Origin of the sequence: Pseudomonas poae, assembly GCA_028869255.1 — a bacterium.
GTDB classification, from domain to species: Bacteria; Pseudomonadota; Gammaproteobacteria; order Pseudomonadales; family Pseudomonadaceae; genus Aquipseudomonas; species Aquipseudomonas poae_C.
In genome coordinates this window covers 4,999,088-5,012,108 of sequence record CP110972.1, presented here as the reverse complement: position 1 = coordinate 5,012,108, position 13,021 = coordinate 4,999,088, and the positions used below count along the sequence as shown (strand labels likewise).

Annotated in this window: 14 protein-coding genes; 11 read left to right on the top strand and 3 right to left on the bottom strand. The window is 56.0% G+C overall.

Features of this window, described 5'->3' with window-relative positions; genetic code table 11:
• Positions 1-28: 28 nt before the first annotated feature.
• Both LRS56_22860 and LRS56_22855 read right to left on the bottom strand, forming a co-directional pair.
• A complete protein-coding gene (locus tag LRS56_22860) occupies positions 29-862 on the bottom strand; it encodes an EamA family transporter (GenBank protein WDU61626.1) in 834 nt (277 codons plus the stop codon).
• 113 nt (positions 863-975) lie between these two features.
• A complete protein-coding gene (locus LRS56_22855; protein WDU61625.1) occupies positions 976-1,101 on the bottom strand; it encodes a hypothetical protein in 126 nt (41 codons plus the stop codon).
• Positions 1,102-1,345: 244 nt separating this feature from the next.
• Between LRS56_22855 and LRS56_22850 the strand changes: the two genes are divergently transcribed.
• The 11 genes from LRS56_22850 (at position 1,346) to LRS56_22800 (ending at position 12,079) form a co-directional block, all read left to right on the top strand.
• The gene (locus LRS56_22850) at positions 1,346-2,551 is read left to right on the top strand and encodes an MFS transporter (GenBank protein WDU61624.1); all 1,206 of its coding nucleotides are present in this window, start codon (positions 1,346-1,348) and stop codon (positions 2,549-2,551) included.
• A gap of 26 nt (positions 2,552-2,577) precedes the next feature.
• Positions 2,578-3,198, top strand: coding sequence for an aminodeoxychorismate/anthranilate synthase component II (locus LRS56_22845; GenBank protein WDU61623.1), 621 nt, complete (start codon positions 2,578-2,580; stop codon positions 3,196-3,198).
• A gap of 14 nt (positions 3,199-3,212) precedes the next feature.
• Entirely contained in the window at positions 3,213-4,823 is a 1,611-nt protein-coding gene (locus tag LRS56_22840; protein ID WDU61622.1) for a chorismate-binding protein, read from the top strand.
• A 12-nt stretch (positions 4,824-4,835) separates the two neighbouring features.
• On the top strand, positions 4,836-5,708 hold the full coding sequence (locus tag LRS56_22835; protein ID WDU61621.1) for a thiamine pyrophosphate-binding protein: 873 nt from the start codon (positions 4,836-4,838) through the stop codon (positions 5,706-5,708).
• Positions 5,620-6,426 (top strand): thiamine pyrophosphate-dependent enzyme, encoded by an 807-nt coding sequence (locus tag LRS56_22830; GenBank protein WDU61620.1) that lies wholly within the window; start codon positions 5,620-5,622, stop codon positions 6,424-6,426. Before LRS56_22835 ends, LRS56_22830 begins: the two co-directional genes overlap by 89 nt.
• A gap of 24 nt (positions 6,427-6,450) precedes the next feature.
• A complete protein-coding gene (locus LRS56_22825; protein ID WDU61619.1) occupies positions 6,451-7,071 on the top strand; it encodes an L-threonylcarbamoyladenylate synthase in 621 nt (206 codons plus the stop codon).
• Positions 7,072-7,099: 28 nt separating this feature from the next.
• Entirely contained in the window at positions 7,100-8,236 is a 1,137-nt protein-coding gene (locus tag LRS56_22820) for a U32 family peptidase (protein WDU61618.1), read from the top strand.
• 9 nt (positions 8,237-8,245) lie between these two features.
• A complete protein-coding gene (locus tag LRS56_22815) occupies positions 8,246-9,358 on the top strand; it encodes an aldehyde dehydrogenase family protein (GenBank protein WDU61617.1) in 1,113 nt (370 codons plus the stop codon).
• Positions 9,313-9,654, top strand: a complete 342-nt coding sequence (locus LRS56_22810) for an aldehyde dehydrogenase family protein (protein ID WDU61616.1) — start codon at positions 9,313-9,315, stop codon at positions 9,652-9,654. Before LRS56_22815 ends, LRS56_22810 begins: the two co-directional genes overlap by 46 nt.
• 16 nt (positions 9,655-9,670) lie before the next feature.
• Positions 9,671-10,894 carry an aspartate aminotransferase family protein gene (locus tag LRS56_22805; protein WDU61615.1) on the top strand — a complete coding sequence of 408 codons (1,224 nt, stop codon included), beginning with the start codon at positions 9,671-9,673 and terminating at the stop codon, positions 10,892-10,894.
• A gap of 63 nt (positions 10,895-10,957) precedes the next feature.
• Positions 10,958-12,079, top strand: a complete 1,122-nt coding sequence (locus LRS56_22800; GenBank protein ID WDU61614.1) for an aminotransferase class V-fold PLP-dependent enzyme — start codon at positions 10,958-10,960, stop codon at positions 12,077-12,079.
• Here LRS56_22800 and LRS56_22795 read toward each other — a convergent pair.
• A complete protein-coding gene (locus LRS56_22795) occupies positions 12,076-12,789 on the bottom strand; it encodes an acyl-homoserine-lactone synthase (GenBank protein WDU61613.1) in 714 nt (237 codons plus the stop codon). The two genes, LRS56_22800 and LRS56_22795, sit on opposite strands and share 4 nt — an antisense overlap.
• Between the last annotated feature and the right edge of the window lie 232 nt (positions 12,790-13,021).

Below are 13,021 nucleotides of genomic sequence, written 5' to 3'. Positions count from 1 at the left end.
GTAAATGTGAACCGTCGCATGACGGGTTTCAGCCCAGGCGCAACACCATCGCCCCGGCGGCGATGATGCAGGCCGCGACGATACGCACGCGGGTCAGTTGTTCTTTGAGCACCAGCGCCGAGATCACCACGCCAAACAGGATCGACGTTTCCCGCAGCGCCGACACCGTGGCGATGGGGGCTGCCGTCATCGCCCAGAGCGCCAGGCCGTAAGAGGCCAGCGTGCCAGCGCCGCCGACGATTCCAGCGCGCCAGTTGCGCCTCAGGTAACGGCAGAATTCCTGTCGTCGGGTGCCCAGCGCCCATGCGGCCAGCGGGATTGCGGTGAGCAGGAATATCCACAGTGTGTAGGCCGCAGGCGCCGCGGATTTGCGCACGCCCAGTCCGTCGACAAGGGTGTAGGCAGCGATCACGCCCGCGTTGATCAGGGCCAGGATCAGCCCTTTGCGCTGCCCCGTCGAAGGCGCTGCAGCCATGCTCAGGATGCCGATGGAGATCACCGCAATGCCAACCCAGGCAAACACTGACAGCGACTCCGATAACAGGAACACGCCCACTGTCGCCACCAGCAACGGCGCAGTGCCGCGCATGATCGGGTAGGTCTGGCTCATATCGGCGATTCGGTAAGTCGCGGCGACCAGGACGAAATACAGCACCTGCAAAATCACTGAGGCGCCAATGAACGGCCAGCTTTCTTTTGCCGGGAGTTGCAGAAACGGAATGACGACCAACGCCAGCAGGGAGGCAAACGCGGTGATCATGCAGGTGGTCAGCAGCTTGTCCACGCCGCCTTTGACCACCGCGTTCCAAGTGGCGTGGAGCGCGGCGCCCAGCATGATGATTGCGAACACATCCAAGCTCATGAATGGAGTTCCTGTGGGGCTCAAGGTTGCTTTGTGGAGGTGGAGCGTTGCGAGTATGCCGCAGTACTTTTCTGCGGGCATAAAAAAACGGCTTACCTTTCGGTAAGCCGTTTTTAGTACTTGGTGGTGCTGAGTCCTTCGGGGCGTTTGGGGCGCAGCTTTAGCAAATTGTTCGTGCAGTCGAACTGGGTCAGCGCGGCCAACGAGTCGGGGCATTGCAGGTCAGTGAAGCGGGGCAACTGGATATCTCCCGGCTCGCGGCGACGGGAGTAACTGCAAGCTTGGACGCGTCGCCAGTGATTGTCTGCTGGCGAGCGGTTTATACGGAAGAGAGACGTCGCTATATTTTTGTTGCCCAAGGTGAGTCGCACAGACTCACTATCAGTTCTGATAGTTCATTTGATAGTTGAAGTATGTTTCCATACCGGCGGGGTGGAGGTCGGTAAGTACGTCGCACTTAAACTGCGCAGGGAGGCGGGTTCAATGGATCAGGTTTTTACGGCTGCGCGTAATACACGAATGTTCTTCATTTATCGGGCTGTGTCTCGACTGTATTTTTATCTGCCGGTGCTGGTGCTTTATTTCTTTGTGCAGGGCGAATCGTTTTTTAAGATTGGCGTGTTGCTCTGTGTGTATTCCTTGAGTGTCATGGTATTTGAACAGCCCACCAGCAAGTTGATTGAGTATTTTGGCGCCAAGCGCATCATCGTTGTCGGCGAGGTGCTTAAGGCATGCGGGCTGACGTTGTTGGTTTATGGGGCGCAGACTTCATACTCTATTATTGCGCAGCTGCTCACAGGCGCCGGTTATGCCTTGGCCGCCGGCGGTGACGCCTCATTGATGTCTCGCTCTTTGATCGATGCTGAACAACAGGCGAAAGTGCAAAAAAAGGCCCATGTAATCGTTCTGGTATGTGTCATCACTGCCAGTGTCGTTGGTGGTGTGCTTGCTCAACTTTATGGGGCTCGCACCGCGCTCTTGATCAGTATTGTTCCGCCACTGCTGGCGGCACTGTCTGCGTGTTTATTTATTGAACCTTGTACCGGCAAGGGACAGTCACCCCTTACCACCACGAGTGCCGGATATATATGGTTGGCGCGTTCGCCCGCCTTGTTGACGAGTGTTTTGAGCTACGGCACAACGCGGGCTATTTTCATGTCGATGTTTGTAGCCTTCATCCCTATCACTTACTTGATCCTGTTCAAGGTCCCGCTGGCTGTATTTGGTGTGGTGATGGGTGTCTATACCGTTGTTTCAATTCTCACGGCGAGTTACAGCACCGCCATTTGTCAGCGGTTCGGTGAGCGCCTGACGGTGATGCTTTCCTATACTTTTCTGACGTTGGCTGGCGGCGTCCTGATGTACCAAGGGCCTGTGCCTCAGTTGCTTTACCTATCGCCCATACTGATGGGGTTTTCGGCCGGTATCACGCGGCCCCTGGCCGTTGTGCAATTCAATCGACTGACGGATTTGCAAGGGGCCGGCCGGGCGCTGACGCTTGGGGAATCGGTCAATGCGGTGGTAACGCTGGCACTGATATTGACTATTTGTAACGTCATGGACGTGTATGGAGTCGAAACCGGATTAGTTGTACTCGCGGTGTCAGTTGCGACGCTGGCGGGGTTAATGCTTACCTGTCTGTATGGGGTCGCCTGGCGCAACAACACCTGCGAAACAATCATCAATTAACCGTCAGGGCCTGGAGGTTCGACACCATGTTGTTGATTATTGATAACTACGACTCTTTTGTATTCAATATCTTGCAGTGGCTTGATTACCCGGCTGATCAGATAAAAGTCTTGCGCAACGATGATATAAGTTTGAAGCGGCTCACTGTTGCGGACGTTGAGGCCGTTATTATTTCGCCCGGTCCCATGAGTCCCGGTGAAGCCGGGTATTCAAACGAGGCGGTGCGCTTATTTGGTGAGTCCGGTATTCCGGTACTTGGCATCTGCCTGGGGCATCAGTGTATCGGTCATGTCTATGGCTGTGTCGTCGGGCGTCATCCACGGCCGGCACATGGTAAAGAGGCAATAGTCGAACTCCAGCGTTCAGCGCTTTTTAACGGTCTGCCTGAACGGATAACGGTAGGTCGTTATCATTCTTTACATGTTGAAATGCACGGTGTTGATCACCCGCAATTGAAAGTCACCGCCACGCTGGACGATGGAACGGTCATGGCGTTGGAGCATCGCCACTATCCAATCTATGGTGTGCAGTTTCATCCGGAGTCTGTCTTGACCGGAGCGCCAGGCAAAACAGTGCTGTCCAACTTCTTAACTATTGCTGGGCTCAAGCCACGCTCTAAGGTCACGCCGGCGGTTTCTGGCTTTTAAAAAGAGAGGTCTCTATGCTGATTGAAAGCTGCATTACAGACGCGTTTATTTTTTATAAAAAGTTGCGACTGATAGAACACCGTACCGGGCTACTTGAAAGTTTAGGGCCGTGTGTGGACGGGCATTCGTCCTATACGTTGATCGGCGCGTGCGCTCGCAGTGTATTAACTGTGACGGAGGGTAAGGCGAGCCTTTTGGATGTGGCGACCGGGCGCGAGGAGATCATTCACGATTGGAAGGCAGTCGTCGATGCCTGGGCGCCTCTGGGCGGTCCTGTCTTGTGCCAGCCCTATCAAACTGGTTGCATGGGCTACATCGGGTATGACCGCAAGAATGATTTTGAATACTACGTTCCACATATTGCTCAAGACACCGCGATGCCTGATGTATGCCTTGTCCGCTACGGGGCGGTGCTGGTGTTTGATCGCGTGGCGACGACGGCCACTTGGGTGGTCGATGACGAAGCGCTGGTTGAGCGGGTCGCCGTGTTTGAAGCGCTGGCGCGATCCGAGGTGACCCAGGACGGTTCTGCTTTTGTCCTCTGTGGAGATGTTGTTTGCGACACCCCCGAAGACCAATATCAGCAAAGTATTGAGCGCATCATCGAGTACATCAAGGCCGGTGATGTATTTCAGGTCAATTTCACCAGCCGTTTTTGCGGCAGTTACCTGAGCGATGTCATCCACCTTTATGAAGCGTTGCGTATTCGCACGCCCAATCCCTATTTCGCCCTTCTGGACTTTGCCCAACCGTTAATTTCAACCTCTCCCGAGCGCTTCCTTTCGATCGAGGCTGGGCGCATCACGGCCAGTCCGATCAAGGGCACCCTGAGGTGCGAAATCAACGGTCAGGATCAACGCGCGGCGCTGCTTGGTTCGGCGAAGAATCGTGCCGAAAACGTCATGATCGCGGACCTGATGCGCAATGACCTGGGGCGAATTTGTGAGCAGGGTACGGTGCAGGTCGAGGCACTCTGCGCGATTCGACGTTTCAATCAGCTTTACCATCTGGAATCGACCATCGCGGGCACGTTGCGTGATGACGTGATGCTGTCCGACGTGCTGGCGGCAACGTTCCCCTGCGGCTCGATCACCGGCGCGCCGAAAATTCGCGCGGTCCAAATTATCGAGGAGCTGGAGAGTCATCGCCGTGGGCCTTATTGCGGCGCAATCGGTTTTTTTGGGCGCCAGGGTTGGGTCCAGACCTGTGTAGGCATCCGCATTATCTACTTCGACAGCGGCCAACTGTATTTCCATGCGGGTGGCGGCATCGTCGTCGACTCGGATGCTGCGGAGGAGTACGCCGAGATGAGCCTCAAGGCCGAGTCGATCAAGTCGACTATCGAGTCCTTCAACGTGATGAACGATGTACGGGCAAGGATCGACGAGATCGACGATCAACTGTTTGAAGTCGTGCACCGGCGCTTCGAGGTGATCAAAGAGGCGTGTCGTATCAAGGTGCAATACGGCGTACCGGTGGTTCAGCAGTCCCGGATGGAGCAGATGATTGCGTTCCGCAAGTTGCGTATGCAGGACGATAAGGAAATCCCGGAGACCTGTATCACCGACCTTTACGCCGTCCTCACGGAACACTCGATGCAACTCGAGCATCGCGCCAAACCTTGATCTGGAAGCCCCATGCAAACAGCACTGAAATCTGAGAAACGGCCACACACCGGGGCGGATGCCTTCGCCCAATGGTTGCGTGACCAAGACGTGGAACTGGTGTTCTCCGTGATGGGAAACCAGGTCAATGACATCGCGTTTGCGCTGCAGCACGTCGGGATCCGCTTGATCACCTGCCGCCATGAGGGCACCGCCACCATGATGGCGGAGGCTTATGCGCGGTCGTCCCGGCGTATCGCAATGGTGCTGGTCATTCCGGGGCCAGGTGTGAGTAATACCGCCAGTGGTTTATTGGAAGCGCAGATGACGGCCTCACCGGTACTTGTCGTTTCGGTGCGCCAGCCGGCGCGCTTCCCTGATCGGCCGGCGGACAAGCTGTTTCACGGTCTGAAGCATTGCCAATTCACTCAGGCCATCACCGGCTTCAGCGCGACAGTCACGTGTGAGTCGGACTTCGATATTCACCTGCGCCAGGCCTATCGAACGTTGCACGGGGACCGTCCGCGTCCCGTTTTCCTGGAGTTCACCGTGGACTTCCTGCGCGGCGAACTTGGCCCGAAGTCGGTGCAATCAAGCCCTGTTGTTGCGTGCGTCCCCAACGCGGGGCGCTTGCACGACGCAGTTCGACTCATCAGCTCTTCACAGCGTGTGCTGATCATTGCTGGGCGGGCGGTGATTGCTGCGGGCGCTGAAGCAGCATTGCTAGGGTTGGCAGAGCATCTGCAAGCGCCGGTGTTGACCACGACGCTGGGCAAAGGCGGTTTCCCCCGAGCGTCATGCTTTATACCTCGGCAAGTTGTACGAGCCGGCCTGCCGGGACCTGATTGCCGATGCGGATCTGGTGATTGCGATTGGCACGCGATTCAGCCAGGTCGATACGGATGATTGGCGTATCCCGCTGTCAGCGCCGCTGATTCAGATCGACCCGGACACAGAGCAGTTCAACAGTGTGTATGCCTGCGATGTTGCTCTGTGTGGTGAGCTCAAGCAGACCCTTGGATTGCTGCAAGGCATGCTGGCGCAAACTATCAGTGGATGGGACCTGGCCGCCTTGAGCCGTGACGTCGGGCTGTTGCGCGGGCCTGCGCCGCTTGTTGCATCACTGCTGCATGAGCTGTTGTTACCAGGCGACATCATTGCCGTTGACGTTCACGAGCAAGGTTACCCACTGGTCGAACATTTGCTGCTGGATCAGCAGGCCTTCCTGTTTTCTGGCACATCGCTGTGCCTGGGTTATGGCATTCCCGCTGCGATCGGTGCGCGCCTGGCTCACAAGCAGGGCCGTGTCATGGCGTTCTGTGGCGATGGCGGTTTCCTGATGTCCAGCTGCGAGTTGGCCACCGTGGCCCACTACGGGCTGGCGATTGTGTTCGTGATCGTCAACGACCAGGCCTTCGGCACGATCAAGAATCATCAGTTGGAACATTTTGGCGCGACCGCCGGTGTCGAGTTGACTAACCCGGACTTCAAGGCGTTAACGCACTCTTTTGGTTTTGATTACCGGGCCATCAATCACCATGAGGATTTGCACCCGGTGTTGTGCTGGGCACTCGACCAGACCCGGCCGACAGTGATTGAAATTGATAAAGCACTTCTGCACTGACACGCTTTGAATCAAAGGGAATGTATGAGCCGGATTCTGAAGAAACACAGTGATGTGATGGACGAAGTCATTGCGCTATTGCGTGAAGGTGCAGTGGCTATTTTGCCGACTGATAATGTTTATGGATTGGTCACCAATGGCCAGATACAGGCGTCGGTAGAGCGCATCTACCGTTTGAAAGGGCGTGATAGTTCCAAACCGCTTTGTTATTACACAACGCCTGAAAGGGCCGCACAGTGGGGAAAGCTCGACGACCGGGCCCTCAGCATCATCAAGCTATGGCCGGGAGCGGTCAGTTTGATTGTGCCCAAACAGCCAACAGTGCCTGACTACATCACGCGCGGCATGGATTCAGTGCTGCTGGTTTGCATCGACGCCTTTGTCGAAGAGCTTGCCCGGCGCGCGGATTTCCCCCTCGTGGCGACTTCCGCGAACATTTCCAACGAACCTGCAATCACCGATTTCGAGAGCGCCCGTGAGCAATTCGAGGGCAAGGTCGACCTTATTCTGGACGGTGGCGTTTCCAGGGAAGGGCTCTCCAGCACCATCGTCAACCTGTCCGTGGTGCCGCCCTTTATTCAGCGACAAGGCCCTGTCTCGGCAGACAGTCTGAAAAAAATAATACCTGAACTTGTACAACCGTGACCTAGAGCTATTCAACGAGGGGATAACCATGGAACTCATCGCGCCAACAATTTTTGACAATGAGCTGATCGATTACTTTGCCGACAATGGAGTGACTTCCGTGTACGGCAAATTGCCCGTTGATTTTATGGGCGGTGGGCATGAAACCGCGATGTTGCGCAATGTCGGTTGGAAGGAGCTGAAGGAACATATCCAGCACTGCCAGAAATACGGCATGGACTTCAACTATGTGATGAACTCCACCTGCATGGGGCTTTCGGAATTTGATAATGATGCGCGGCGGCGGATCTTCAATTTCTTTGACTTGGTGTCGGAAGCCGGTGTGCGCTCGGTAACGGTCAGCAATCCCAATTTGCTGCAGATGATCAAGACCAATCATGAACATTTGAAGGTCAAGGTGTCCGCCTGTTGTTACGTCAAGTCAGTCGGCGAAGTGAAATATTGGGAAGACCTGGGTGCAGACATTATTGTTCTCGACCCGCTGCAAGTGAACCGGGACTTCAAGACACTCAAGGGTATTGCGCGGGTGGCGAAGGCCGAGCTGGAACTGATCGTCAACAACAACTGCTTCCAGTACTGCCCAGAGATTTACAACCATCAGAACTTTCTGTCGCATTCCTCGCACCATTCGCTCAAAAACTCGATTGAGCAGGATTACAGCTACAACTGGTGCAGCCGTGAACGATTGCGCGAGCCGGCAAACTTTCTGATCGCCGACTGGATCCGCCCGGAAGACGTGACGCATTACGAGCAAATCGGCTACAAGCGCTTCAAATTCACCGATCGAAATACCCCGGTCGAGTTTCTGAAGAAGCGCGCCGCAGCCTATCACGCGCGTCATTACGACGGAAATCTTCTGGATTTGATCCAACATTTTGCTTATCGGGATTCAGTCGAGGCCGATGCGTACTTGAGCAACATTCATATCGACAATCGCAAACTCGATGATTATCTGAAAATCTTCCTGCGCTCGGAGTGCAAGGCCAAGGATTGCGGCGACAAATGTCGGTATTGCTTTGATTACGCGACCGATGCGATCACCCGTGATGTAGCGTTCTGCGAAGCGCATGTCAGCGAGAAAATCCAAATCAATGATCAGAAAAACGCCAGGGATTATGTGATGAACAATAAACCCGTCACCTATATCCCGGCGGTGCAGCTTTGATCGCCGCTCATGTCTAGAACGTTCACATCGTTTAATCCGGCCGACGCCAATTCAGTGGTTGCCCGGTTTCGGGCAACCACTGTCGGTGAGCTTGATCAACGGGTTACAGCCTGCCGGGTGGCAGCGCAGGTCTGGAGCGGCCTTGAGTTGTCCCGGCGCGTTGAGCAACTGGCACAGTTGCCGGCAGCACTTGTGGCTGCCAGGGAGCGCCTCGCCCGTACCCTCTCAATGGAAATGGGCAAGGCGTTTTTCGAGGCCCTGGAGGAAATTGACGACGCCGTCGAGGAGTGCACTTATCTGCTCAACCGCGCGCCTTCTGTTCTGGGTGAGCAACCGTTGCCGCGCACAGCGGATGGCGAACATGTCGCGGTATGGCAGGGGCTGGGAACAGTTGCGGTGATCACGCCGTGGAATTATCCGGTGGAGATCGCGCTCTGGGGCATTGTCGGCGCGCTGTTGGCGGGCAATGCGGTGCTCTACAAACCGTCCGAGGTCACGCCGCTGACCGGTCAGTTGCTGTATGAACTGTTGCTGTTACTGGACTTGCCGCCAGGTCTGTTGGGGCTGGTGCAGGGCGATGGGCGGGAGGGGCAGATGCTGGTGGAGTCAGGCGTCGATGCCGTGTGGTTCGTCGGCAGCGAACAAGCCGGGCAGGACATTTACTGTCGGGCGGCCAAGACCATGAAGAAGTGCCTCTTGGAGTTGGGCGGAAGCAGTCCGACACTGCTGTTTGCCGATTTCGAGGTCAGTGACGAGTTGATTGACCTGCTGCTGGCTTCGCGTTTCACCAATGCCGGGCAGGTTTGTTCGGCCATGAAACGGTTGTACATCGAGCAGCCGATATTTGATGCGGTTGTTCGGCGTCTGAGTCAGCGACTGCAGAAAATTCGCGTGGCCGAGCCCTTTGCGATTGATTGTGGAATGGGGCCGTTGGCGTCAAGCAGCGCTTTTGACAGGCTGCAAGAACAAGTGAATCAGGCGCTGGCTTCAGGGGCCACAAGCCCACAGATCGAGGCCTGGCGCAGTACCGTCTCGCCTTTTTTCCACCCATGCTGTTGCTCGACGTCACTCCCACTATGTCGGTGGTGCATGAGGAAGTTTTCGGTCCTGTTTTACCCGTGATTCCGTTTTGCGGCGAAGAAGAGGCCATTCGGCTCGCCAATGCGAGTCGTTATGGCTTGTCCGCGTCGATCTTCTGTGCCGATGCCGCCAAGGCGGGTCGGGTCGCGGCACGGATTGACGCCGGCCGAGTGCTGGTCAATGCGCGAAAATCCGCCGGTATTGCTTACCCCGTCGAAGGGTTCAAATGCTCGGGGTTAGGCCGCCATCAGGGTGACTGGTTGCTGCTGGAAATGGCCCGCATGAAGTACATCAAGTTTGGACATGGCCCAGGCCCTGTAAATAATGACCGCTCTTAAAAGGCGAAGCAGGTAAATGAACACTATCATGGCGACCTATTCGCCCTTGGATTTTGAACCCTCCAGCGGTATCGGTGCGCACCTGGTTGGGCGTGACGGGCATGCCTGTCTTGATTTGATTTCCGGGGTTGGCGTGAACGGTTTGGGGCATGGTCATCCCAAGTTGGTGCCGGCATTGCAAGCGCAGGTGGCCAGGCTGATGCATTGTTCGAACTTGTATCGGATTGGCGAGCAGCATGAGTTGGCTGCGCGATTGTCCGAACTGTCCGGCGCGTCGGGAGTATTCTTCTGCAATTCCGGTTGCGAAGCGAACGAGGCGGCGATCAAGCTTGCTCGTTTGCATGGGCACAACCGAGGCATTGCCACCCCGAAAATTATCGTCATGGACGGTGCGTTTCACGGGCGCACCCTGGCGACCGTGGCGGCCACGGCCAGCCCCAAGGTTCGGGCAGGGTTTGCCCCATTGCCCGAAGGGTTTGTCCGCGTTCCCTACAACGACATTCCGGCCCTTGAGGCGTTGGACGATACCGAGTGTGTGGCGGTGTTGGTCGAACCTGTGCAGGGCGAAGGTGGCGTCAACCTGCCCGATACCGGATACCTGACGGCATTGCGTGAAGTCTGCAGCCGCAAGGGCTGGTTGCTGATGCTCGACGAGGTCCAGACCGGAGTCGGTCGAACCGGACGATGGTTCGCCCACCAGCATTCGCCCATTCGGCCCGACGTCATGACCATCGCCAAGGGGCTGGGCTCCGGCGTCCCCATCGGCGCGTGCCTCGCCTGGGGGGATGCGGCACATACATTCACCCCCGGTAGCCATGGCTCGACCTTCGGTGGCAATCCGCTGGCTTGCCGTGCCGGGCTGGAAACCCTGGCCATTATCGAAGCTGACGGCCTCTTGGAGCATGCACTGGAGCTGGGCGCATTTATCGTGCAGCAACTGCGCGACAAACTGGCAGACCTGCCCCAGGTCGTCCAAATACGAGGCTTGGGGCTGATGATCGGGATCACGCTCGATCGCCCCTGCCAGCCTCTGGTGGCTGAAGCGCTGCGCGAAGGCCTGTTGATAAATGTCACGGCCGAGCGCGTGGTGCGATTGCTGCCGCCGTTGGTGCTGAATCGCGAAGAGGCCACTGCGGGGATTGCAACGTTGACGCACTTGATCCGTAATCGGATACAGGACAGTGAGGGCGATTCTCGTGCTGCTGCTAGTATAGGAACGCCTGCAAACGACGGCCGGTAGTCAGTGGTTTACGATGTCGAATCCATCTCCAAGTTTTTTAGTCTTGCCATCTAAGGAATGATCTTGAACGAGCTAGAACTGTTCATCCCCGGCCCCACCTGGATAAGGCCCGAGATTCGCAAAGCCGGGAGTTACCCGGAGTTTGGTCATCGCGACACACAAGCAGTCGAGATTATCTCGAATATCCTGGACAACCTCAGGATCATTGCGCAGTTACCCGAGGGCTATCAGGCGGCACTGGTCAATGGCAGTGGCAGCAATGCCATGGAATGTGCCGTGCGTTCGCTGATCGCCGAGACGGATCGGGTGTTGTGCGTGTGCGTTGGCGCATTTGGCGAGCTTTTCCACACGCTTGCCACGGGCTTCAATGAACAGGTCGAGCGCCTGGATTTCGAGCCGGGTGCGGGTATCGACCTGCAAGTCCTTGAGCGTACCTTGGCCAAGGGCAATTTCGATGTGGTGACATTGACCCACAACGAAAGCTCAACCGGGGTTGCGACCAATATTGTTCGTGCCTGTGAGCTGATTAACGGGCAAGGGGCGCTGGCGATTGTTGACGGCGTGAGTATTTTTGCCGGTGCGCCCTCCGGGATCGCACAGGCACTTCCAGCGGCGTACGTCACGGCTACGCAAAAATGCCTGGCACTGCCTCCCGGCTTCGGGATTGTGTTCGTCAATGAGGCTGCCCTGGCCAAGGCTCACACTATAAAGAACAGGGTGTATACCCTGGATCTTTTGCGACATGTTGATATGGCGCGTCAAGGGCAGACCTTGACCACGCCCAACTGCACGCTGCTCAACCAGATGCACGCTCAACTTGACTACATCGTCCATCAAGAAGGGGTGCAGGCACGCTTTGCGCGGCATCGCCAACAGCGTGATCATGTACGGGGCTGGGTGCAGGCGCGACCTGAGCGTTTCAGGTTGTTCGCGGCACAAGCCGATGCGTCGCCATCGCTGACCTCGCTGTATGTCGATTCGCACGTTGACCTGTCACGCACCAAATCGCGGATGCGTGAAGCCGGTTATTTGATTGATACCGGCTACAGCAAGCTGAACAAGCGCCTGATGGCTGAAAGTGGACAGGTCATGATGCGGATTCCCCATATGGGGGATATCAGCCACTTGATGCTGGAGCGCTTTCTCGAGGTTCTAGATGAAATTACCGGCGAGTTTTCTCGCTAGACCGTCAGCTCGGCGGCGGGTAGTGCGTTTTGCTGTTTAGACGCCGCTTGCGCACAGTCCGTCATGCCTATGGGGCTTGCATGAAGCCTAGCGGGCGCGATGTTGCCAGGGCTGTCGGGTTTCGAGGTCAACATATTCGCGCTGCCGAATAATGCTTGGCAAGTCTTCTCGTCCAGATGAATAGTCAGGGCGATGGCTTGCTCGACACCTATACGCAATGCGGGCCCGAAGGGAACCATCGAGATGCCGGTTTTTCTCATCATCCGTTCCACGCCCACCGTGGTGACTGTGAGCAGTCGCTGGGCATTGCGGCGTAAAGCAAACCTGACGACTTCCCTGATTGCCTGCAACGTGATCTGCGAGAAGGTCGAATTGCCAGGATTTTGAGCGCGAACGACAAACCGGCTGAGTTCAAGGGTGCGGCTGTCCTGGGGCGCCGGCGCGCCATGCAGCAGGTCAGGAAATGTGTCTTTGAGCATGTAAGGACCGACAGTCTCCAGGATCCGCCAACAACCGATGACCTCACCCGCCGAGGGGGTGCTGATCAGCAGGTAATACGGATTTAGATCGTCGAACGCGTCCACTTCCCAACGATCCGAAACCACGACGTCCCACTGCTTCTTATCTTTGAATATTTGCGCCCTTAATTGGTGCATGCCGTTGAGAAGTGCAGCGCTTAGATGTTCGCGTCGAACAATGTCGATAACCATTTGATCATTCCATGATTGGGGGGTAATTATCCATTGGACCCCAATGCTGTACCACTATCAGTTCTAATAGCCAGTTCGCGACTGGATAAAATATTGACGCCATTAATTTATAGAGGGCGCAGTATTGGTGCAAATACTTGTCTATACCGTAAATCGATTTTTATCGAGTTTATAGTGGGTGAGGGTCGGTTGTTTAAATAGAATCATTATTATTTAAGTTGCTCAGGCCTTT

What these genes read in the sequence shown, in the direction of transcription:
- LRS56_22860 (WDU61626.1), bottom strand. Translation starts at nt 862, where the DNA reads ATGAGCTTGGATGTGTTCGCAATCATCATGCTGGGCGCCGCGCTCCAC.
- LRS56_22850 (WDU61624.1), top strand. Translation starts at nt 1,346, where the DNA reads ATGGATCAGGTTTTTACGGCTGCGCGTAATACACGAATGTTCTTCATT.
- LRS56_22845 (WDU61623.1), top strand. Translation starts at nt 2,578, where the DNA reads ATGTTGTTGATTATTGATAACTACGACTCTTTTGTATTCAATATCTTG.
- LRS56_22840 (WDU61622.1), top strand. Translation starts at nt 3,213, where the DNA reads ATGCTGATTGAAAGCTGCATTACAGACGCGTTTATTTTTTATAAAAAG.
- LRS56_22835 (WDU61621.1), top strand. Translation starts at nt 4,836, where the DNA reads ATGCAAACAGCACTGAAATCTGAGAAACGGCCACACACCGGGGCGGAT.
- LRS56_22825 (WDU61619.1), top strand. Translation starts at nt 6,451, where the DNA reads ATGAGCCGGATTCTGAAGAAACACAGTGATGTGATGGACGAAGTCATT.
- LRS56_22820 (WDU61618.1), top strand. Translation starts at nt 7,100, where the DNA reads ATGGAACTCATCGCGCCAACAATTTTTGACAATGAGCTGATCGATTAC.
- LRS56_22815 (WDU61617.1), top strand. Translation starts at nt 8,246, where the DNA reads ATGTCTAGAACGTTCACATCGTTTAATCCGGCCGACGCCAATTCAGTG.
- LRS56_22810 (WDU61616.1), top strand. Translation starts at nt 9,313, where the DNA reads ATGTCGGTGGTGCATGAGGAAGTTTTCGGTCCTGTTTTACCCGTGATT.
- LRS56_22805 (WDU61615.1), top strand. Translation starts at nt 9,671, where the DNA reads ATGAACACTATCATGGCGACCTATTCGCCCTTGGATTTTGAACCCTCC.
- LRS56_22795 (WDU61613.1), bottom strand. Translation starts at nt 12,789, where the DNA reads ATGGTTATCGACATTGTTCGACGCGAACATCTAAGCGCTGCACTTCTC.